Below are 20,805 nucleotides of genomic sequence, written 5' to 3' on the forward strand. Positions count from 1 at the left end.
TTTAGCCTTATTCGCGGGCGGCGTCACTCGCGCCTAGTCTGTGGCGGGTTCTTTTTGCTGTGGACGTAGCAGGATAGGGCTATCGGTCGGGATATAGCCCTCTTTCCATGTCGCCATGGGTAAGACTGTGGCGGGTAAGCCGTTATCGTAAAACCAGCTATCAACGGCGTATTCAGCCTTGGTGGCTTGTTCGCGGATGGCAGCCGTACTGTGTGGCCAGCCTGTAAAAAAGAATTTGCGGGTACGGGTATCCAGAATTTCGTGAAAACGGATCAAACCGGCTTGTTGCATCAGGCGCATATAGGTGGTGCTATTGATGGCTTCGTCGTTGCAGTCTTGCTGATGCAGGTAGTCGCTATTGTTGAAGGTGCCAGCGCGGTCAGCAGCAGTACCGATTTTGGTGCCAACCATATCTTCGAGCGCACCGATGGCCTTTGAAATCGCCTCACGCTCGGCTTCTGCATTGGCTGGCAGCGGCGAAAATATCCGCACCACATTGTCCCACTCGGCCTCAGTCAGTTGCAGGATATCGGACTGTACACAGCCACCTCCCTGGCAAATCTCAAAGGCAGCCAGCGCAGGCTTGGTGTGGTAAATACGATAGATATCATTCAGGTCAGCGTGTGCTGGCGTGCCCACGAACAGGCACGCGTACAAGCTGAGTATGCAAGCGCTAGAGAATGAGGACGCGATTGGAAAGTTCATTACGAGGTACGGCTTCTGGCGGAAAGTGCGCAGCCAGTTGTTCGCCAATCGCTTGTATGCCGTATACCACACCTGCTTCAAACTGCTCACTTCTGAACATCCCTTCCATTTGCTGGCAGATCTGCTGCCAGCCAGCGTCTCCCACGTGTCGGTGTATGCCACGGTCGGCCACGATTTCAACATCATGGTCAGCCAGCAGCAAATAAATCAGCACGCCATTGTTGTGTTCGGTATCCCAGATATTGAAATGGCCGAATAAATGGATCGCACGCTGCCTTGGCGTCAATCCGCGCAGGATAGCATAGGTGGGCAAGCCTGACTCGATTACCACACGGATCTCACCGGCATGATGGCGTTCGCTCTGCGCGATGGTGAGTTCGATTTGCTTGAGTGAATGTTGAGGAAACAAGGCTTTGACATGCCGTGGATGACTCCAGGCATGTTTGAACCAGCGTTTGACAGGATGCACAGGTTTCATACGATGTTTAAGCCTTTTTACCAGTCACCAGAAGCACCGCCACCACCAAAACCACCACCGCCGCCACTAAAAATGTCCGGACCACGGCTACCGCCTGAGTAACCACCAAAGCCGCCAGGATAAGCCCCATACGATCCACCGCCACGCCCGCCCATGGCCAGTGTAAACACAAAGGCCGCCAGGCCAATCAGACCCATGATCAATGCTGTCGCGCCCAGCCAGCCAGCTAGGCCGCCCAGCAATCCGCCGGTGACCAGACTCCCCGGAAGATCGCCCAGCATGCCCTTAAAGATCGCGCCGCCGATAATCGCCGCAAACATTAAAATAGGTAGCATGCTCATCCAGTCGTCAGCATGTGCCTGACGCGCCTGCTTAGTGGGGGCTGGTAACTGCTCGCCTTGAATCAGTTTAATCAGGGAATCTGTCGCCAGGTTGAGGCCCTGGTAAAACTGTCCTTGCTTGAAAGCAGGCGCGATCTGCTCGCTGATAATCCGTTTGGCAATCGCATCGGGGATCGCGCCTTCGAGGCCGTAACCGACCTCAATACGCATTTTTCTGTCGTTTTTGGCGACGATAATAATCACGCCGTCATCTTCTTTAGCGCGGCCGATTTTCCAGACGTCGGCTAAACGGATACCAAACTGTGCAATGTCTTCTGGCTGCGTGCTAGGCAATAACAGCACCGCCACTTGCGAGCCAGCCTGCTGCGAAAACTGGCTCAGCTTTTGGTTAAGTGCGGTTTGCTCTTCAGCAGACAAGGTCTGCGTCAAATCCGTCACCGCAGTTTGCAGTGGCGGAATATCGACCAGACCATCGGCTGCCTGGCTGGATGCAATGCCAAACAGCAAGCACCCGGCAAGCAATAAAGATTTCCAGCGAACAGCCATAGTTAGCAATTACTTGCTATCACCAAAATCGACTTTAGGCGCAGTAGAAATCGCTTTTTCGTTTTCAACCGAGAATGAAGGTTTGGGCTGATAACCAAACATCATGGCAGTTAAATTGTTCGGGAAACTACGCACGGCCACATTGTATTGTTTGACCGACTCAATATAGCGGTTACGTGCCACCGTCACACGGTTTTCAGTGCCTTCAAGCTGCGCCTGCAAATCACGGAAGCTGGCATCGGCTTTCAGGTTAGGATAGTTTTCAGACACCACCATCAAGCGTGACAACGCGCTGGTGAGTTGGCCTTGCGCTGCCTGAAATTTAGCAAAGGCATCCGGGTCATTGAGCAACTCAGGCGTCACCTGCATGCTGCCCACTTTGGCACGCGCCGCTGTCACTTCAGTTAGTACTTTTTCTTCGTGGCTGGCATAGCCTTTCACGGTAGAGACCAGGTTAGGCACCAAATCTGCACGGCGCTGATACTGGTTAAGTACTTCAGACCAGTTGGCCTTGGTTTCTTCATCCAGGCTTTGAAACTGGTTGTAACCACAGCCAGAAAGGCTCAGGGTAGCTACCAGTAAAAGCATATTTAATAATCGACGCATGTCAGACTCCAGTCAAAAAACATTAAATTCAAATACTACTTTATTCAGGCAATAGATGCGGGCGAACGGACGCGTATTCAAGTTGCCACGTCGGTATTTTTCGCCAGTAACAAACACAAGTCTTGCCAGACTTCGCGCTTTAATAATGGGTTTTCGAGCATCGCCTGTGGATGATGGGTAATGACGACCATCATGTCGCCATACGGGAGAATCTGGCCGCGAACAGCGGCCATTTGCGCATATTCAGTCGCTAAAAATTGATTTGCCTGTGCCAGACCAAACAATACGCAAAAGCGAGTGTTTACTTGCGTCAGCTGCAATGGCTGTTGATACAGCGATACTTCCTCAAGCGGTAATTGCAACGCGCGCATCATGTTTTGCAGTAACTGCTGGCTCTGCGCATCATCGGCTTGGGGGCAATAAAGCAGCCACGGTGTTTGCACCAGCGGCTCGACTGCAACCGCAGGCGAATCAGCTTCAAATTCTGGCAGCACCTCTGATGGCGTTTGCTGCGTCATTACGATCGGCGCTGCCATCTCCATCGGTTCTGACACCGTTTCGACCACAGGCTCAACAATGGCCGTGGTAGCCTCAATGACAACCTCAACCTCAGCCTCTACCACAGACACCGGCGCCGTAATCGTCACTGGCGACAGACTAGCAGGCGCTGGCGACCGCACCCGCCACACGGGCAGCAACTCCAATTCGCGCAAGATGTCTTCACGACCTAAACTCACCAGGCACTCCTGTTCATAATGCCAACCCCATCAATACCGCATCCTCGCGGCCAGTCTTGGTCGGGTAATAATTGCGGCGTACACCCATCTCACAAAAGCCCATAGACTCATACAAGGCAATCGCCTTCGTATTGCTGACGCGGACTTCAAGAAACATATTGGCGGCTTGATGGCGCTGCGAAACATCGACCATCTGCGCCAGCAAGGTGCGCCCAAGGCCCTGCCCCTGAAACGGCTTGGCCACACTCAGGTTCAACAGGTGCGCTTCATCCAGTACCATCATCACCAAGGCGTACCCCACCAGCTCTCCGGCAATCTCCATCACCCAGGCACTATGCCCCGCATTGAGTGAATCGTTAAAATTGCCCAATGTCCACGGGTGGCTATAAATCGTCGGCTCGATGCGGCTGATCGCAGCCAGATCGTCATAGGTCATTGGCCTGAACGTTACCTGATGTTGGGGCAAGGCGCTCATATCACTTACAGCGTTTGCCCTTGCGCACGCTCAGCCGCCGTCAACGCGACACGGTTACGCACATATAAGGGCGCTGCTTCATGCGCAGCGTGCGCCTGGCCCGCTGCAAACTGTGGCAGCGCCAACGTCAGCATCGCAGTGGCTGTAGGCATCAACTCCGGGCGGATACCTGCCAGCTGACCACGATATTTTTCTGACAAAACCTGCTCAAACACACGCCATCCAGAGCATGCACCCAGCCAGCCATCGCCTGCAACGGCAGGCACCTCTTGCGGCTTGCAGACCACAGGTGGCGATACCTCGGCCCAGCCATCACCATGCCTTATAAAGGCCGCGTGATACACCTCACCCATTCGTGCATCCAGGCACACCAGCACTTTGTCAGCCCCTGCGGTTTGCCAGGCCGTTTCGGCCACCGCCAGCACCGAGCTAATCCCCACCACGGGCAAATCAGCACCAAATGCCAAGCCTTGCGCCACACCCACAGCAACCCGCACACCAGTAAAAGCACCAGGGCCGGTGCCGTAAACAATCCCATCCAGCGCCGAGAGCTTGATGCCAGCCTCAGTCAGCAAGCGCTGAATCTCCGGCAAGATACGCTGCGACGCCGCCGGGCCGGTGACTTCATCAAACGTGCGTAGCCCTGCCTTGGTTTGCAAGGCAAGTGACAAGGTTTCAGTGGAGGATTCGAGAGCGAGTACATTCATCATAGAGGGCGCCAAGCCGCTATTTTGCCATAAGGACGGCCCGTCATGCAGCGATTACTTACGATCGCGTAACCTTACCCACCTCTCATTATCATTTTAGTAAAAGCAATCATTCATCTCAATTATTAGATTTAATTGCCACTCACTTAAAATAACCAATCGGGCAACGCCTTTTTTGTTGCCTGATGCGTGAGTAAGGTTACTCTTTGACTGAGGCACAGCCTTAGTCATCAACAGAATAATCAGCCACGAAACTCGCCCTAGCAGCTTGCATAAAACGCAAGCTGCCGCGCAACTCAAACAGTCGCCTCCTCTACTCTTATTTTGTCTCCGCTACTCAGCGGGATGGGATGAAATGGGATAGGATGATTCTCGCCAAACGAACCTCCTCGGGATTTGGACGATTCAAAAACCCGATTCTTTTTTCTTGTTTGTTTAATTTGGGAGCGGTGGCAGTCGCATGGTGTTCGGGGTCCCCATCTGACGCGCCGAGTACCGCAGGCAAAATAAGGAGGAAGGGAGCGACTGTTCGAATCCCGCGGTGGGCTGCGTTTTGTGCAGGCCGCTAGGATGAGTTTCGTGACCGCTTATTTTGACGAGCAACGCAGGATACAAGCGGAAGCTGGGGTGCATTTCTTTTGGTTACTTGTTCTTTGGGCAAGCAAAGAAAAGTAACTCGCTGAAATAGCGAAAAGAAACATCAAAAACAACGGCAAACCCGTGGGCATCAATGCCCCCCGCCTACACTAGAATGTCGAGAATGAGATTAATCTACGAAGTAGATAAATGAAAGAATGACTTTCTAAAGCGCCCCAGCATCACAGCGCCGACCACTAATAGCTATGCTTAGCCTCTGGAAAACGCCCGTCCTTCACTGCCCTGACATAATCCTCCACCGCCTGCTGCACACTCCCCGCCTGCTGCAAAAAATTTTGCGCAAATCTGGGTGCTTTGTAGTCTTGCGGCGCTTTATCTGCGGGGCCGCTATAAATCCCCAACAAATCTTGTAGCACCAGCACCTGGCCACTACAACCCGCCCCAGCCCCTATGCCGATGGTTGGCACATTGATCGCCCGCGTAATCTGTTCAGCCAGCGCTGCAGGCACCATTTCAAACAGCACCATACTCACGCCTGCGTGCGCCATGGCTTGCGCGTCGGCCAGCATGGCGTGGGCAGCCGCTTCAGTTTTACCCTGGATTTTATAACCACCGAGCTTTTCAACCGACTGCGGCGTAAAGCCCAAATGTGCACAGACTGGCACGCCGTGTTCAACCAGGTATTGTGCTGTAGCGACCATCTCGCCGCCGCCTTCAATTTTCACAATGTGTGCACCAGCGTCTATTAATGCCTGTGCATTGGCCAACGCAGTAGCTTTGTCGTGCTCATAACTGCCTGCAGGCATGTCGCTCATAATCACGGTATGCGGTGCACCGTTAGCAACGATACGCGTGTGATAGAGCATATCCTGCATGGTGACGCCCAACGTTGTCGTGTCACCTTGTATGACCATGCCCAGCGAATCACCCACCAGCAGCACATCGACGCCTGCCAGCGCCAACAGCTTGGCAAAGGTGGCGTCATAGCAGGTGAGCATGGCGATTTTTTCGCCCACGCTTGCGCGTGATAATAGAGCGTTTAGCATATTAGACTGAGAATTTTAAAATACATATACGGGATAAAAACCAAGACGCGCGGAACGCAGAAACCGCCATGTACAGCAGTACATGAGGATTTCGAAAACGCAGTTTCAGTGTAGGCTAACCTTAAGGTTACGCCGAAACTAAAAAAGCGCGCAACGCAGGAGTTTGCCCGTAGATGCATTTTAATCAGAAGTTGGGGTTAAAGTACTCGCGGCTACTCTTTATCTGGCTAATACGCTCGATCAGCAGATTAAACGCTTCCGGGTCTTTAATAATATTGAGCTTTTCGTTGTTTACAATCAGCAGCGGCGAGGCATCATAGCCATGAAAAAACTCACTGTAGGCCTCGGCCAGGCGCGCAATATACTCACGCGGCATGTCCTGCTCATAGCTGATATTGCGCTCTTCAATGCGGTCCATCAGCGCATCGACCGGCGTTTGCAAATACACCACCAAATCTGGTTTTGGCGCTTTGAGCTGCAAATGGTGGTAGATCTGGTGATAGAGCGAATACTCTTCTTCATCCAGATTCAGGCGCGCAAACAGTGGATCTTTCTCGAGAAAGAAATCGGACACGGTGGGCTGGCCAAACATATCACGCTGGGCCATGTCTTCAATCTGACGCGAACGCTGGAACAAAAAGAATAACTGTGTTGGCAGGGCGTAACGCTGCGCATCCTGGTAAAAGCGGGTCAAAAACGGATTGGCTTCGGCTTTTTCAGATAGCAATTCGACTGCAAACTTGTCGGCCAGCATGCGCGCCAATGTGGTTTTACCACTACCGATCGGCCCTTCAATCACAACATAAGGAAAACGGGTAAACATGATGGTTGCTCGTTCAGCGGATTTAATTCGAATTCAGTTTGCGCACGTCATCGTGCGGGTGTTCTGTTGTCCATTCTACAACAGTCTGTCCTTGTGGCAGTATAAAGTCAGGCACAATTTCAGCCAGCGGCAAAATGACAAAGCCGCGTTCATGCATGCGTGGATGCGGTAATTTGAGCAGTTCGGTGTCCAGTTGCATGCCGTCATAATCTAGCAAGTCGAGGTCCAGGATACGTGGCGCGTTAGGAAACGGGCGCTCGCGGCCAAAGGTCTGTTCAATCTCCAGCAATAACTGCATCAATTGCGGCGCCGGTATCTCGGTCGCTACCTGCACCACGGCATTGATAAAGTCGGGCTGATTATCGTAACCAACCGGCGCAGTCGCATACAGGCTGGATGCTTTGATTAACATTAAACCGGGCGTATTGGCCAGGGTAGCTATCGCGTTGCTGACCTGTGTCTGCGGCTGCTGCAAATTGCTACCCAACGCAATCAGGGCGATCGCCATTAAGCCGATTCTCCACCCGCAGGCTTTTTCTTGCGCGGTTTGCGGCGACGTTTTTTCGGCCCACTTTCTGGCAGCAACATGGCGGTACGCTCTTCGGTGCCCGCATCGGCAAAGCGTGTCCACCAATCGCCCACTTCTTGTGGCAATTCCCCCGAGGCGCAGCGTAACAGCAAAAAGTCATAGCCAGCACGGTATTTAGGATTAGTCAGCAAGGCATAAGGACGCTTGCCAGAACGCTGTTCGAAGCGTGGCTGCATCACCCAGATTTCTTTCATGGTCGCCGTATAGCGGTTATGAATCGCCATTTTTTCGGCCTGCTTGTCAATCACCTCGTTCATCGCCTCATGCAAGGCCGGAATGATGTGCTCGCCACGCTTTTGCTTTTCTTGCCAAGCTTGCAGCACCTCATGCCACAGCAAGGTGGCAAACAAGAAACTAGGGTTGGAAGACTTGCCGGACAAAATACGCTCATCGGTATTTTTCAGCGCCAGCATGACAAATTTTTCACCCATTGGCTGCTTGAGCACAACATCGAGCAAAGGCAACAAACCATGGTGCAACTGCTGGGCGCGCAAGGCATTGATGCTCTCAATCGCATGGCCGGACAAGAACAGCTTGAGCATTTCATCAAACAAGCGGCTAGGCGGCACATCTTCGAGCAAGTCCGCCAGTTTGCGTATCGGCGCCTCGGTCTCCCGCTCCAGCTTCAAGCCCAATTTGGCAGACAGGCGCACCGCGCGCAACATACGCACCGGGTCTTCTTGATAACGCGTCACCGGGTCACCAATCATGCGTAAGGTTTTGGCGCGCACATCGGCAACACCGTGATGAAAATCCAGCACTTCCTGACGCTTGGGGTCGTAATACAGCGCATTGGCAGTGAAATCACGGCGCACAGAATCTTCTTCAATTGAGCCAAACACGTTATCGCGAATAATGCGGCCACTGTCGTTGGTTTCAGAGTCACCCTCACTTAAATGATGGCCACGGAAAGTCGACACTTCTATCGTCTCGTGCCCCCACAACACATGCACCAGGCGAAAGCGACGGCCAATAATGCGCGAACGTCTAAACACCTTGTGCACCTGCTCAGGCGTGGCATTGGTCGCTACGTCAAAATCCTTGGGCGGATGATTGAGCAGCAAATCGCGTACCGCGCCACCGACAATATAGGCCTGAAAACCGGCCTTTTGCAGTTGGTCGCAGGTTTTGAGTGCGGCCTGGCTAATATGCTTCTGGTTGATTTTGTGTTTGCCCACTTGGATGATTTGCGCCGCAGGCAGTTGGGTATGGGTATTCGCTTTCGCACGACGGCGAAATATTTTTTGCAGTAATTGTTTAATCATTATTTTTGCATTTCGAGCGCCAGCGTTGGCCGCGCTACAGTTTATGTTGGTTATTCCACAATACATCCGGCACACCTGCATGCCGGTTCAGGGTACGACAGAGCACAAAGAGTAAATCAGACAGGCGATTCAGATATTGTAAAGCCACCGGCGTCACCGGCGACTGCGCCTGTAACGCATGCAAGACACGCTCGGCACGCCGACACACCGTACGCGCCAAATGACACACTGCAGCGGCGCGACTGCCACCCGGTAAAATAAACTCTTTTAACGGACTCAGCTCCTCATTCCAGGCATCCAGCGTCAACTCCAGAAACGTCACTCGCCCTGCCTGTAAAAAAGCGTGCCCGGGCATGCACAACTCGCCGCCAAGGTCGAACAAGTCATGCTGAATCGCCAGCACACTGTCACGCACATCCTCGGCAACATCCTCGACCAGCAACATGCCGAGCACCGCATTCAGCTCATCGACATCGCCCATGGCTTCCACCCGCAAGTCAGATTTTGCCACGCGCGAGCCATCGCCCAGCCCGGTCGTGCCACTATCACCCGTACGTGTATAAATCTTACTCAGCCGGTTGGCCATGCCTGACACCTGTCTAAAATCCGATATAATCCAGCCATTATAAATCATACCGTGCCATTTCGATGTGCTCAGCGATTGCAGTCAATGCCCCCATCGGCGTGATGGATTCCGGGGTCGGTGGCCTCAGCGTGCTCAAGCACCTCACACGCCAGCTTCCACACGAGCATTTCATCTACTTTGCTGATAGTGCGCACGCCCCTTACGGCAACAAAACCGCCACAGAAATCCAGCAACGCTGCGCCATCATCGCCGACACCCTCATTGCCCAAGGCGCCAAAGCCTTGGTCGTCGCCTGCAACACCGCCACCGCTGCAGCCATCGGCGCCATGCGCCAACACTACACCCTGCCGATTATCGGCATGGAGCCCGCCGTCAAGCCCGCGGCTGCCGCCAGCAAAAACGGCATCATCGGCGTACTTGCCACCACAGGCACCCTGCAAAGCGCACAATTTGCCGCCTTGCTAGAGCATTACGGCCAAAATGTACAAGTCATCACCCAAGCCTGCGTAGGGCTAGTCGAATGCATAGAACAAGGTCAGCTAGAAACCCCGCACACGCTCGCGTTATTGCAACAATATTGCCAACCACTCATCGCCGCAGGCGCAGACACCATTGTGCTAGGCTGTACGCACTACCCGTTTGTGCGTAAACACATTCAAGACATCACAGGGCCAAATGTCACTTTAATCGATACTGGCGCGGCAGTGGCGAAGCGCTTGCAGCAAGTGCTGGAGCAACAGCACATGCTCAATGCAGCAACGGAAGCTGGGGATTATGTGTTTTTGACAAGCGGGACGAAAGAGACTGAGATCGTCATGGAACAGCTTTGGAGGCTGACTGCCTAGACTTTTCTGTGCGACGATGGAATCGTTATAAAAATAATTCCTAGGAGTTTTACAGCTGTGGCGAACTTCCGTAACATTGTCTTTCGCCTCTTGGCGAGTCACTTTCTGATGCTTGCCCCTCAGAAAGTAACCAAAGAGGAGGGCACCCAGCCATCACGGCCTGACGGCTCCCTTGCGTTGCTCAACAAAATAAGCCGGTCACGAAACTCGCCCTAGCAGCTTGCACAAAACACAAGCTGCCGCGGAGCTCAGACAGTCGCTCCCTCTACTCTTATTTTGTCTCCGCTACTCAGCGTGATGGGATGGGATTCTTCTCATTTAACTTACAGCGTGGAAGTTTGGAAGGTTCAAAAACCAGATTCATTCCTTAAAGTGACCAATCGTTGCGCTCAGTAGGTGTTCGGGGTCCCCATCTGACGCGCCGAGTAGCGCAGGCGAAGTGGGGGCTTTCGGCCATCGGCTGTTCGAGCTCCGCAACAAGCCACGTTCTGTGTGGCTTGTCAGGGCGAGTTTCGATGGGCGCCCACTTTGGCGAGCAACGCAGGAAATAAGCGGAAGCTGGGGTGCATTTCTTTTGGTTACTTATTCTTTGGGCAAGCAAAGAAAAGTCACTCGCTGTAAAAGCGAAAAGAATCATTACAAACAACCACAAACCCGTGGGCATCCATGCCCACCCTACACCGACCAATCAAAGAACAACCTTTTATCGCAATCTCACCACACATGGATTCCAACCAACGCCTGAATGACGACAATAGGTTGAATTACACAAAGTAGAATGATGAAAGAATGACTTTCTCAAGCCATCCAAACCCACGCATCTCAAATCCACCAACAAAAAACCCACGCATTGCGTGGGTTTTTCTACTTAATGATGATGCACATGCGTGCCGGGCTTTAACTTATATTTAGTCCCGCAATACGGACATAAAACCTCACCCGTTTTTGCCACATCCAGAAACACGCGTGGATGCGATGCCCATAAAGCGACTTCTTTGGTCGGGCAGTGCAATGGCAGGTCTTTGCCGTCTACTTCAAACTCTTTGACATCAGACATTCAAATTCTCCAGCAAATTAGCAGTTGCCAATCAATTAAACCAATGTCAACCAATGTGCGTACTTAGGATTTTTGCCTTTAACGACATCAAAGTACATGGTTTGCAGTTTTTCTGTGATCGGGCCACGTGTGCCTTCACCAATCGCGCGGTTATCCAGTTCACGGATAGGCGTCACTTCAGCCGCAGTGCCGGTGAAAAACGCTTCGTCGGCGCTATACACTTCATCACGGGTGATGCGTTTTTCGATCACTTCCAGGCCCAGCTCTACTTTTGCCAGATGGATAATGGTGTCGCGGGTGATGCCTTCCAGCGCTGAGGTCAGGTCTGGCGTATACAATTTGCCGTTACGGATGATAAAAATGTTTTCACCGGAACCTTCAGCCACGAAACCGTCTACATCCAGCAACAGCGCTTCCTGGTAACCGTCTTGTGCGGCTTCCTGGTGCGCAAGGATGCTGTTCATGTAGTTGCCGTTAGCTTTGGCTTTACACATGGTGATGTTGACATGGTGACGCGCAAATGAGGACGTTTTGACGCGGATACCTTTGGTAATCGCCTCTTCACCCATGTAAGCGCCCCAGCTCCAGGCAGCCACAATGACGTGGGTGGACAAGGTTTTAGCAGAAATGCCCATGGCTTCTGCTCCGTAAAACGCCATTGGGCGCAGGTAAGCAGAGTCGAGATTGTTTTCACGCACGGCGGCTTTTTGCGCCTCGGAGATGGTCTCTTTATCAAACGGCATTTTCATGCCGAGGATGTGTGCGCTCCGAAACAAGCGGTCGGTATGCTCTTTCAGGCGGAAAATCGCGGTGCCTTTATCAGTTTTGTAGGCACGCACCCCTTCAAATACGCCCATGCCGTAATGCAGGGTATGAGTTAATACATGGGTGGTGGCGTCACGCCAGTTGACCATTTTGCCGTCGTACCAGATAACGCCGTCACGGTCTGCCATCGAACTCGGTATTGCCATTTAAACTCGCCTTTAATCCGTCAATCATCAAAACCAATATTGTAAACTAATCTTGCGACTTTTCGCCTATGCTAGAATCCATTTCGATGATGATTTACAAGGATTTTTTAGATGCGTATGGGTTTTAAGTGGGTTTACCTGCTAATGATGCTTTTAGCCATGCTGCAAGCGGCTTGCCAGCAAAGCAACGCTAGCCGTTTTATCGGCACCGATTTAACGGGCACCCAGTTTGGCAAACCGCTGTCGTTAACCGACCACACCGGCAAATTACGCAGCATGAGCGACTTTAAAGGCAAGGTGGTGGTGATGTTTTTTGGCTACACGCATTGCCCGGACGTGTGCCCGACCACCATGAGCGACCTCAAGCAAACCATGAAGCTGCTGGCTGACCAGGCCAATGACGTGCAAGTGCTGTTTGTGACGGTGGACCCGGCGCGCGACACGCAGGCAGTGCTGGCGCAGTTTGTGCCGGGGTTTGACGCGCGCTTTATCGGCTTGCGCGGCACCGAGGCCGAAGTGGCGGCCAATTTAAGTGAATATAAAGTGTATGCGGCTAAAGTCAGTGAGCCAGGTAAGTCTGGCTACACCATGGACCATAGCGCAGGCATGTATGTATTTGATAAAACCGGGGCGCCCCGCATTTATCTGGGTTACGGCGAGAAACCAGAAAATATCGCGCATGATTTACGACTTTTATTGTAATTTAGCCAGCACTTAACAAGCTGACCAAGAACGCATCAAGAACGATTTTCATTTATATTTTTATTTAAAATATTATTTAAAATCAAATACTTACATTTATATTTTTCATTGCATGATTTCTGCTTTCCTGTATGATGGCTGCATCAAAAATGCAAACAGGAGCCGTCCATGAAAGGCGATAAAAAAATTATAGACATCTTGAATGACTTGCTGGCAGGCGAATTATCCGCCACCGACCAGTACCTCATTCACGGTGAAATGTATGCGGACATGGGGCTGAGCGTGATCTCAGAGCACATTCTGCATGAGTCCTTACATGAACGTGAACATGCCCGCGCACTCATCCAACGCATTTTGTTCCTTGAAGGCAAACCCAATGTGGCCAAGCGTGATCCGCTCAACATTGGCAAAGATGTGAAGTCGATGCTGGAGTCTGATCTGGCGCTGGAATACACCGTGGTCAAACACCTGAAAAAAGCCATTGAGGCCTGTGAACAAGCGCAGGACTTTGTCAGTCGTGAAATGCTGCTGGTGCAACTGGATGACACCGAAATGGACCACGCCTACTGGCTGGAAAAACAACTCAGCCTGATCAAACTGGTGGGCATGGAAAACTATTGCCAAAGCCAGATGAATAACAGCCCAGCGGCAGAATAAGGAGTAGCCATGAAAGGCGATAAACAAATGATCATCACCTTGAACAAGGTGTTGAAAAACCAGCTAACCTCGATTAACCAGTATTTTTTACATGCCCGCATGTTTAAAAAATGGGGCCTGGAAAAGCTCAACGATTACCAGTACAAACAATCCATCCGCGTGATGAAAGAAGCGGATGAAGTGATTGAACGCATCCTGTTTCTGGACGGCCTGCCTAATTTGCAAAACCTGGGCAAGTTGCTGATTGGCGAAGAGGTGGTGGAATGTTTGCAAGGCGACCTCAGCTTTGAAAAAGAAGTGCAGCATCCGCAACTGGTCGAGGCGATTGCCGAGGCAGAAAAATTGCAAGATTACGTTACCCGTGACTTGCTGACTGAGCTACTGGAAGCCTGCGAAGAAGCCGTAGACTGGCTGGAAACCCAGCAGCGCCTGATTACAGATGTGACGCTGCCTAACTATCTGCAATCGCAGATTGAATCCGACTAATCCCCGGTATTCATATAAGCTGTTGAATTAAGCCGCGAAAGCGGCTTTTTTCTTGGCTGTAAGGAACCATTTTCACCTTGACAAACTCTCAATAAATGATAATAATTATCATTAGTAATCCTATGAGAGGCAATATGTACGTTTGCGTGTGTAATGCAGTCACTGAGCGTCAAGTTCACCAGGCGGTGAGAAATGGTGCAAAAACCGTGAAACATTTGAAAGAACAGTTAGGCGTTGGAGCGGAGTGCGGCAAATGTGCCAGCTGCGCTAAAGCCTGCCTGAAAGAAGCGCACGCAGAACAGCATCCTGGCCTGGTAAAAAAACTGATTCAGTTAACACCCGTACAATTAGGCGCGGCCTAAGTATATTTGGTTTCAAAAATGGGGCGATCAGCCCCTTTTTTATTTCACACAACATGCTTGGCAGCTAGCCGCATTGCCTACTACAATCTGCGCTGGTCCATCACGCATTCATAGGCATGGCAAATACCCCAAGCACCTCACTAGACTGGCGCACATTAATCTTACTGCTGCTGCCACCCCTATTCTGGGCTGGTAACTTTATCGCCGGACGCGCCGTTAGCGGCGATGTGCCGCCCGTCGCTTTATCACTGATTCGCTGGGGGCTGGCGACCCTGTGCCTGCTGCCATTTGCACTCAAACCTTTTTTGCGTGATCGCGCTCATTACCTGACTTATCGCTGGCATGTGCTGGGCACGGCCATCACCGGCGTTGCCACATTTAACTTGCTGGTGTATTGGGGGTTGCACACCACCAGCGCCACCAATGGCATTATCCTCAACTCCTTTATCCCTTTCCTGGTGGCGATTTTTGGCTTTTTGTTTTATCGCCAGCATTTGCCGACTAATCAACTGCTCGGGCTGCTGGTGTCGCTCGCGGGCGTGCTCACCGTCGTCTCTCATGGCGATTTGCAGGTGCTACTCACACTGGCGTTTGCCCCCGGTGATGTGATTATTTTTCTGGCCATGATTTGCTGGGCACTGTTCACTTTATGGCTCAAACAGATTCCGGCCACGATAGACCGTACCGGGCTCATGTTATGCCAAGTGCTCATCGCCTTAGCATTGCTACTACCGCTTTACGTTTGGGAAAGCCACACTATCACGGCGCATATCGACCACCCACAGACGATATGGGTACTGCTCTATATCGGTATCTTCCCCTCAGTGATTGCCTTTCTGGCCTACGCCAAGGCAGTGACTCTGGTGGGCTCGGTACGCGCCAGTGTGTTTATTCACGCGATGCCGATTTTTGGCTCGCTGCTTTCCAGCCTATTGTTAAAAGAACCTTTTCATGGCTATCAGCTGGCGGGCATGTTGACTATTTTTTCTGGAATCTGGCTAGCCAACAGCGCTAACAACGCAGCCTCTGGCAAGGTTTGAGTATTAAACAGTCTGAGTGTTGATGAAGGTGAGATGGCAGGCAGGCCTGACACCGCATTCAAGCCATGCGATGCAAGATAGATGACAGCGCTTTTAAGTCTTTTTCAGCCTGGACATAGCCCGGGAACAGGCTGGCTTGCACGGCATAGAATTTAGCCGAGTGATTCATCTCCCTGAGATGTGCCATTTCGTGGCAGACGACATATTGAATGACATGCGGTGGTGCTTGTATCAAGCGCCAGTTGAGGCGAATCTGTTTGCGGCTGTTACAACTGCCCCAGCGTGATTTAGCATTTGAAAGACCCACGGCACTGACTTTTTCGCCCATCTGCGCGGCGATGAGTTCAACTCTGCGCGTGAAATCCGGCAGCGCTTGCTGCGCATACCATTGCAGTACTTTGCGTGCGACCAGCGCTGGCTGGTCGATCTGTGGCGACCTAATCAGTAACTGGTTGCCTTGCAGTGTCACCGCTTTATTAGTGGCATGCTGTTGCAGCGTCAGTACAATATCCTGCCCCATAAACAATAGCGGTTCGCCGTCCTGCCATTGCATGGGCGCGACCTGATTAGCTTCGCGCAAGGCGAGTTTTTGCTGTATCCAGCTGGATTTTTCTAATAACACTTGCTGGAGTTGCGTGGCAGAAATACGTGTTGGTGCGTGCACCACCAAGCCATTGGCGGTGATTTTAAGGCCTATGGTCCTGCGCGCACGCAGGTCGAGCTGATAATCGATACGATGCCCGTTAGGCAGTTGCAGCTGCCGCGCAATCACAGGGTTAACATCTCGGCTTCAATCCAGTCTTCAACCAGTTTATTGACGGCATCTGGCTTGAGACCAGCGGTTTCTATCGGCTGACCAATCACCACTTGGATGACACCTGGATATTTAAGCATGGAGTTTTTACGCCAGAAACGTCCAGCATTGTGCGCCACGGGCACCACGGTTGTGGCGGTATGCGACGCCAGCCAGGCACCACCGATATGATATTTGCCACGCACGCCTGGCGCCATGCGCGTGCCCTCGGGGAAAATCACCACACTCAAGCCGCGTGCGAGTCTATTTTTGCCATGATTCACCAGCTTTTTTAAAGCCTCACGACCAGCACTACGGTCAATCGGGATCGCATCCAGCGCCCAAAATGCCCAGCCCAGGAAAGGAATCATCAGTAATTCTTTTTTCATCACCCAGATTTGCGGCGGAAAAATACACTGCAAGCCGATGGTCTCCCAGGCGGACTGATGTTTAGACAGAATAATATGGGCATGCGCAGGAATATGCGCGCGGCCACGGACCTCGTAGCGCAGATTGCAAGTGACCTTGAGCCACCACAACACGCTATACGCCCAACCGCTGACCCAGCGTGAACGCGTGACCGCTGGCAAGGGGATTAAGATGATTGCCAGTAGCGAAAACGGGATTGTCAGTGCCACCAATCCGAGATAAAACAACCAGGCACGCACATACAACACGGCTTTTTGCATTATCGGTCACCTGCAATAATGTCTTTCACTGCGGCAGCCAGATCGGCAACGACAATGGTATTTTCGGGAACATCAGACAAGTTGTAGGTTTCTTCACCCTTACCCGTGCGCACCAGATACGGCTGGCAACCGGCTTTGGCAAACGCCTGCAAGTCACGCAAGGCATCACCGACCCCAGGCACTTTGGTCAGCTCAATATTAAAGCGGCGACTGATTTCCTCTAGCATGCCCGTGTTTGGCTTGCGGCAAGCACAATGCGCATCAGCGGCATGCGGGCAATAAAATACCGCGTCAATGCGGCCGCCCACTTGCGCCAATGCTTTATGCATTTTGTCGTGTATGGCATTCAAGGTGGCCATATCAAAATAGCCACGCGCGATGCCAGACTGATTGGTCGCCACAGCGACGCGATAGCCATGCTGATTAAGTAGCGCAATCGCTTCCAGGCTGCCAGGAATCGGAATCCACTCGTTGGGATTTTTGATAAAGGTCGCGCTGTCGCGGTTAATCACGCCGTCACGGTCGAGAATGACTAATTTCATGCATAAACTCCTGACGGCAATGCGATTAACTGGCCAGTTTAGATAAGTCGGCCACGCGGTTCATGGCCTGATGCAAGGTCGCCAGCAACCCCAGGCGGTTGGCCTTGAGTGCTGGATCATCCGCATTCACCATCACGGCGTCAAAGAAAGTGTCTACCGGTGCTTTTAATACTGCCAGCGCCTGTAAAGAAGCGGTGTAATCACCGGTTTCAAACAACTGGTCAGCCTTGGGTTTGGTTTCAGCCAGCGCCTGATGCAAGGCTTTTTCAGCCGCCTCTTGCAGCAACTCCACATTCACTGCGGCCTTCACTTCACCTTCCACCTTTTTCAAGATATTAGATACACGTTTGTTGGCAGCCGCCAGTGCTGGCGCTTCGGCCAGGTTGGCAAAGGCTTGCACGGCGCTTAAACGGCGCGGCACTTCGGCTAACTGATTCGGTGACAATGACAATACCGCGTCCACCTCTTGCGCACTCGCGCCCTGGTCACGCAGGTTCACCGCCAGGCGGTCAAAACAGAAGGCTTTGATCGCTTCGGCTACTTCCTGACCGCCATTAAAGACGCTCAAAGTTTGTGCGATCAACTGGTCAAACGCCAATGGCAAATCGGTTTCCATCAGCATACGCAAAATCCCCAGTGCCTGACGGCGCAAGGCAAACGGGTCTTTATCACCCGTTGGTTTTTCACCTATGCTGAACAACCCCACTAAGGTTTCCAGTTTATCTGCCAATGCCACCACCACACCGACCTGGCTGCGTGGCAATTCGTCGCCGGCAAACCGTGGACGATAATGGTCTTCAATCGCATAGGCCACGTCATCAGCCAGGCCTTCGTGCTGGGCGTAATAGCGGCCCATAATGCCTTGCAACTCAGGGAACTCGCCCACCATATCGGTCAGCAAATCGACTTTAGAAAAACGTGCGGCTTGCGCCACTTTAGCCACAAAGCCGTCACCACCAATCTGTTGGGCAATCGCAGATGCAATCGCTACCACGCGCTCATTGCGCTCGCCTTGTGAGCCCAGCTTGTTGTGGTAAACCACTTTGCCCAAGCCAGCTAAACGGCTTTCCAGCGTCTTTTTACGGTCCTGGTCAAAGAAGAACTTGGCATCAGCCAGGCGTGGACGCACCACGCGCTCGTTGCCGCCAATCACCTTGCTGGCATCAGCCGGGTTGATGTTGGAAACAATCAGGAATTTATTTGTTAACTTGCCGCTTGCATCCAGTAACGGGAAGTATTTCTGGTTGGCCTTCATGGTCAAGATCAGACACTCTTGCGGCACAGCCAAAAATTCTTCTTCAAACTGGCCCAGCAATACGTTAGGGCGCTCCACCAGCGCAGTCACTTCGTCCAGCAAGGCATCATCCTCAATCGGCTTCAAACCTTGCTTGTCAGCAGCGGCCTGCAATTGTTTCACAATCTCGGCACGACGCGCATCAAACCCGGCAATCACCGCACCTTCTTCAATCAATTGCTGCGCGTATGTATCCGCAGAAGTGAGGGTAACCACTGGTTGCTTCGCCTCAAAACGGTGGCCTTGCGTAGTGTTTCCCGCAGACAATCCCAGCACAGACACTGGCACCACCTCGCTGCTATGCAGCGCTACCAAGCCATGGGCCGGACGCACAAAATTCACGCTCTCCCAGCCATCGTTAATCTGGTAAGTCATCACTTTGGGGATAGGCAGCTTAGCCAGCGTCTCATCCAGTGCTTTTTGCAAACCTTCTGCCAATGTGGCGCCAGCCTGCGTCGCATCCAAAAACAGAATATCGGCTTTGCCATCGTTTTCTTTGCGCAGCTTGGCAACGGCACTTTCGCCCTCGCCCAAGGCTTGCAATTTTTTCAGCAGCGCAGGCGTTGCATTGCCGTTAGCATCCAAGCCCACCGTCGCTGGCATCAGTTTTTGCGCCACTTGTTTGTCTGCCGCTTTAGCAGAAACATTGGTTATATGCGCGGCCAGGCGACGTGGCGAAGCAAAGGTAGTCACCGCGCTGCCGTCTGCCAGCAAGCCTGAGGCTTTCAGGCTCTCGGCCAATACACCACTAAAAGACTCGCCTAGTTTTTTTAAAACTTTTGGTGGCAGTTCTTCAACAAATAATTCAACTAACAGATTGCGGGTACTCATGCGGCGGCTTTCTTGTTTTGTTCTGCTTGTTCGCTGTCCAGTTTGGCCAACACTTCGTCGGCCCAGGCTTTAGGCGCCATCGGGAAACCCAGTCTGGCGCGGCTATCGAGGTAGCTAGCGGCCACGGCGCGGGCCAGGTTACGGATACGGCCGATATACGCCGCCCGTTCGGTGACAGAAATCGCTCCACGCGCATCGAGCAGGTTAAAGGTATGCGCGGCTTTGAGCACTTGCTCATAGCCCGGCAAAGCCAATTTATTTTCCATCAAATGCTTGGCTTGTTTTTCGTGCGCATTAAAGGCGGTGAACAAAAAGTCGACATCAGAATGCTCAAAGTTATAAGTCGATTGCTCCACCTCATTCTGGTGGAACACATCGCCATATTTCACGCCTGGCGAGTATTCCAGGTCATAGACGTTTTCTACGCCTTGCAGATACATGGCCAAACGCTCTAAACCATAAGTAATTTCACCAGTAATCGGCTTGCAGTTGATGCCGCCGACTTGCTGGAAGTAAGTGAACTGCGTCACTTCCATGCCGTTGAGCCAGACCTCCCAGCCCAGTCCCCAGGCGCCCAGCGTCGGGTTTTCCCAGTCGTCTTCCACAAAACGGATGTCGTTTTCTTGCAGATTAAAGCCTAGCGCTTCGAGTGAGCCCAGGTAGAGCTCCAAAATATTGGCCGGCGCCGGTTTTAATACCACCTGGTATTGGTAGTAATGTTGCAAACGGTTAGGGTTTTCGCCATAGCGGCCATCTTTCGGGCGGCGGCTGGGTTGCACATAGGCGGCTTTCCAGGGTTCTGGGCCAAGTGCGCGTAAGAAAGTCGCGGTGTGGCTGGTGCCTGCGCCGACTTCCATATCGTAAGGTTGCAACAATGTGCAGCCTTGTTTGTCCCAGTATTCCTGCAGCTTTAAAATGATTTGTTGAAAGGTCAGCACCATGACGCCTGATCTGCTTAATTGTAAAACGAATATTTTACCTGATTCAGACTAGGTTAAGAAATCGCATTGCTGACCCGTTATAAGAGATAGAGTG

Annotated in this window: 25 protein-coding genes; 6 read left to right on the forward strand and 19 right to left on the reverse strand. The window is 52.1% G+C overall.

What is annotated here, in order from left to right:
• Positions 1–33 precede the first annotated feature (33 nt).
• The 12 genes from E6Q52_RS04265 to E6Q52_RS04320 form a co-directional block, all read right to left on the reverse strand.
• Complete coding sequence (locus E6Q52_RS04265; RefSeq protein ID WP_292818907.1) at positions 34–705, reverse strand: hypothetical protein; 672 nt, start codon at positions 703–705, stop codon at positions 34–36.
• Positions 674–1,183, reverse strand: a complete 510-nt coding sequence (locus E6Q52_RS04270) for a TPM domain-containing protein (protein ID WP_292818909.1) — start codon at positions 1,181–1,183, stop codon at positions 674–676. The genes E6Q52_RS04265 and E6Q52_RS04270 overlap by 32 nt, the downstream gene beginning before the upstream one ends.
• A gap of 17 nt (positions 1,184–1,200) precedes the next feature.
• Positions 1,201–2,070 carry a YgcG family protein gene (locus E6Q52_RS04275; protein ID WP_292818911.1) on the reverse strand — a complete coding sequence of 290 codons (870 nt, stop codon included), beginning with the start codon at positions 2,068–2,070 and terminating at the stop codon, positions 1,201–1,203.
• Positions 2,071–2,079: 9 nt separating this feature from the next.
• Complete coding sequence (locus tag E6Q52_RS04280; RefSeq protein ID WP_292818914.1) at positions 2,080–2,676, reverse strand: LemA family protein; 597 nt, start codon at positions 2,674–2,676, stop codon at positions 2,080–2,082.
• Positions 2,677–2,753: 77 nt separating this feature from the next.
• Positions 2,754–3,413 (reverse strand): hypothetical protein, encoded by a 660-nt coding sequence (locus tag E6Q52_RS04285; protein WP_292818917.1) that lies wholly within the window; start codon positions 3,411–3,413, stop codon positions 2,754–2,756.
• A 13-nt stretch (positions 3,414–3,426) separates the two neighbouring features.
• Positions 3,427–3,888, reverse strand: coding sequence for a ribosomal protein S18-alanine N-acetyltransferase (gene rimI, locus E6Q52_RS04290; RefSeq protein WP_292818920.1), 462 nt, complete (start codon positions 3,886–3,888; stop codon positions 3,427–3,429).
• 5 nt (positions 3,889–3,893) lie between these two features.
• Positions 3,894–4,595, reverse strand: a complete 702-nt coding sequence (tsaB, locus tag E6Q52_RS04295; protein ID WP_292819029.1) for a tRNA (adenosine(37)-N6)-threonylcarbamoyltransferase complex dimerization subunit type 1 TsaB — start codon at positions 4,593–4,595, stop codon at positions 3,894–3,896.
• An 833-nt stretch (positions 4,596–5,428) separates the two neighbouring features.
• The gene (gene panB / locus E6Q52_RS04300) at positions 5,429–6,238 is read right to left on the reverse strand and encodes a 3-methyl-2-oxobutanoate hydroxymethyltransferase (protein WP_292818923.1); all 810 of its coding nucleotides are present in this window, start codon (positions 6,236–6,238) and stop codon (positions 5,429–5,431) included.
• 184 nt (positions 6,239–6,422) lie between these two features.
• The gene (locus E6Q52_RS04305) at positions 6,423–7,061 is read right to left on the reverse strand and encodes a deoxynucleoside kinase (protein ID WP_292818926.1); all 639 of its coding nucleotides are present in this window, start codon (positions 7,059–7,061) and stop codon (positions 6,423–6,425) included.
• A gap of 22 nt (positions 7,062–7,083) precedes the next feature.
• Positions 7,084–7,569, reverse strand: a complete 486-nt coding sequence (folK, locus tag E6Q52_RS04310) for a 2-amino-4-hydroxy-6-hydroxymethyldihydropteridine diphosphokinase (RefSeq protein ID WP_292818929.1) — start codon at positions 7,567–7,569, stop codon at positions 7,084–7,086.
• A complete protein-coding gene (pcnB, locus tag E6Q52_RS04315; RefSeq protein WP_292818932.1) occupies positions 7,569–8,915 on the reverse strand; it encodes a polynucleotide adenylyltransferase PcnB in 1,347 nt (448 codons plus the stop codon). Before pcnB ends, folK begins: the two co-directional genes overlap by 1 nt.
• A 34-nt stretch (positions 8,916–8,949) precedes the next feature.
• Positions 8,950–9,501 carry a cob(I)yrinic acid a,c-diamide adenosyltransferase gene (locus E6Q52_RS04320; protein ID WP_292818935.1) on the reverse strand — a complete coding sequence of 184 codons (552 nt, stop codon included), beginning with the start codon at positions 9,499–9,501 and terminating at the stop codon, positions 8,950–8,952.
• 62 nt (positions 9,502–9,563) lie between these two features.
• Between E6Q52_RS04320 and murI the strand changes: the two genes are divergently transcribed.
• A complete protein-coding gene (gene murI / locus E6Q52_RS04325) occupies positions 9,564–10,346 on the forward strand; it encodes a glutamate racemase (RefSeq protein WP_292818937.1) in 783 nt (260 codons plus the stop codon).
• Between the two features lie 868 nt (positions 10,347–11,214).
• Here murI and E6Q52_RS04330 read toward each other — a convergent pair.
• Together E6Q52_RS04330 and E6Q52_RS04335 are read right to left on the reverse strand one after the other, a co-directional pair.
• Positions 11,215–11,403 (reverse strand): zinc-finger domain-containing protein, encoded by a 189-nt coding sequence (locus E6Q52_RS04330; protein ID WP_292818940.1) that lies wholly within the window; start codon positions 11,401–11,403, stop codon positions 11,215–11,217.
• Positions 11,404–11,438: 35 nt separating this feature from the next.
• Entirely contained in the window at positions 11,439–12,374 is a 936-nt protein-coding gene (locus E6Q52_RS04335) for a branched-chain amino acid transaminase (RefSeq protein WP_292818943.1), read from the reverse strand.
• Between the two features lie 111 nt (positions 12,375–12,485).
• On the opposite strand from E6Q52_RS04335, the gene E6Q52_RS04340 reads away from it, so the two are divergent.
• The 5 genes from E6Q52_RS04340 to E6Q52_RS04360 all read left to right on the forward strand — a co-directional run bounded on the left by E6Q52_RS04340 (position 12,486) and on the right by E6Q52_RS04360 (position 15,621).
• Positions 12,486–13,076: an SCO family protein gene (locus E6Q52_RS04340; RefSeq protein ID WP_292818946.1), complete on the forward strand. Its 591-nt coding sequence runs from the start codon at positions 12,486–12,488 to the stop codon at positions 13,074–13,076.
• A gap of 168 nt (positions 13,077–13,244) precedes the next feature.
• Positions 13,245–13,733: a bacterioferritin gene (bfr, locus tag E6Q52_RS04345; protein WP_292818949.1), complete on the forward strand. Its 489-nt coding sequence runs from the start codon at positions 13,245–13,247 to the stop codon at positions 13,731–13,733.
• Positions 13,734–13,742: 9 nt separating this feature from the next.
• Positions 13,743–14,219, forward strand: coding sequence for a bacterioferritin (bfr, locus tag E6Q52_RS04350; protein ID WP_292818952.1), 477 nt, complete (start codon positions 13,743–13,745; stop codon positions 14,217–14,219).
• Between the two features lie 134 nt (positions 14,220–14,353).
• A complete protein-coding gene (locus E6Q52_RS04355; protein ID WP_019883336.1) occupies positions 14,354–14,581 on the forward strand; it encodes a (2Fe-2S)-binding protein in 228 nt (75 codons plus the stop codon).
• Positions 14,582–14,697: 116 nt separating this feature from the next.
• Positions 14,698–15,621: a DMT family transporter gene (locus E6Q52_RS04360; RefSeq protein WP_292818955.1), complete on the forward strand. Its 924-nt coding sequence runs from the start codon at positions 14,698–14,700 to the stop codon at positions 15,619–15,621.
• Between the two features lie 58 nt (positions 15,622–15,679).
• Here E6Q52_RS04360 and E6Q52_RS04365 read toward each other — a convergent pair whose 3' ends face one another.
• From E6Q52_RS04365 to glyQ, 5 genes are read right to left on the reverse strand one after another with little or no spacing between them, the layout of a single operon-like run.
• Complete coding sequence (locus E6Q52_RS04365) at positions 15,680–16,393, reverse strand: M48 family metallopeptidase (RefSeq protein WP_292818959.1); 714 nt, start codon at positions 16,391–16,393, stop codon at positions 15,680–15,682.
• On the reverse strand, positions 16,390–17,103 hold the full coding sequence (locus E6Q52_RS04370) for a 1-acyl-sn-glycerol-3-phosphate acyltransferase (RefSeq protein ID WP_292818962.1): 714 nt from the start codon (positions 17,101–17,103) through the stop codon (positions 16,390–16,392). Before E6Q52_RS04370 ends, E6Q52_RS04365 begins: the two co-directional genes overlap by 4 nt.
• Positions 17,103–17,645 (reverse strand): D-glycero-beta-D-manno-heptose 1,7-bisphosphate 7-phosphatase, encoded by a 543-nt coding sequence (gene gmhB, locus E6Q52_RS04375; protein WP_292818965.1) that lies wholly within the window; start codon positions 17,643–17,645, stop codon positions 17,103–17,105. Before gmhB ends, E6Q52_RS04370 begins: the two co-directional genes overlap by 1 nt.
• Before the next feature lie 25 nt (positions 17,646–17,670).
• Positions 17,671–19,770 (reverse strand): glycine--tRNA ligase subunit beta, encoded by a 2,100-nt coding sequence (gene glyS, locus E6Q52_RS04380; RefSeq protein ID WP_292818968.1) that lies wholly within the window; start codon positions 19,768–19,770, stop codon positions 17,671–17,673.
• Positions 19,767–20,708 (reverse strand): glycine--tRNA ligase subunit alpha, encoded by a 942-nt coding sequence (gene glyQ, locus E6Q52_RS04385; protein ID WP_029147150.1) that lies wholly within the window; start codon positions 20,706–20,708, stop codon positions 19,767–19,769. Before glyQ ends, glyS begins: the two co-directional genes overlap by 4 nt.
• Positions 20,709–20,805 lie beyond the last annotated feature (97 nt).

The organism is Methylophilus sp. (assembly GCF_008015755.1).
Classification (GTDB): domain Bacteria; phylum Pseudomonadota; class Gammaproteobacteria; order Burkholderiales; family Methylophilaceae; genus Methylophilus.